This window comes from Escherichia sp. WS338 (assembly GCF_046486405.1).
Classification (GTDB): domain Bacteria; phylum Pseudomonadota; class Gammaproteobacteria; order Enterobacterales; family Enterobacteriaceae; genus Escherichia; species Escherichia coli.
In genome coordinates this window covers 1-568 of the sequence record NZ_JBJQLL010000110.1, presented here as the reverse complement: position 1 = coordinate 568, position 568 = coordinate 1, and the positions used below count along the sequence as shown (strand labels likewise).

Genomic DNA, 568 nt, shown 5'->3' with positions numbered 1-568 from the left:
GGCAAAGGCCTCCCGGAAGTTCAGCCCGGTCAGCTACCGCGCACACGGCCTGCCTGTGTCAGAAAATCTGTTGGAGCAGGATTTTTACGCCAGTGGCCCGAACCAGAAGTGGGCAGGAGACATCACGTACTTACGTACAGATGAAGGCTGGCTGTATCTGGCAGTGGTCATTGACCTGTGGTCACGTGCCGTTATTGGCTGGTCAATGTCGCCACGCATGACGGCGCAACTGGCCTGCGATGCCCTGCAGATGGCGCTGTGGCGGCGTAAGAGGCCCCGGAACGTTATCGTTCACACGGACCGTGGAGGCCAGTACTGTTCAGCAGATTATCAGGCGCAACTGAAGCGGCATAATCTGCGTGGAAGTATGAGCGCAAAAGGTTGCTGCTACGATAATGCCTGCGTGGAAAGCTTCTTTCATTCGCTGAAAGTGGAATGTATCCATGGAGAACACTTTATCAGCCGGGAAATAATGCGGGCAACGGTGTTTAATTATATCGAATGTGATTACAATCGGTGGCGGCGGCACAGTTGGTGTGGCGGCCTCAGTCCGGAACAATTTGAAAAC

1 pseudogene is annotated in these 568 nt (G+C 54.2%); it reads left to right on the top strand.

The annotated features are described in order from the left end of the window. A pseudogene (locus ACJHWT_RS25480) lies at positions 1 to 568 on the top strand (IS3-like element IS3 family transposase); the annotation flags it as partial.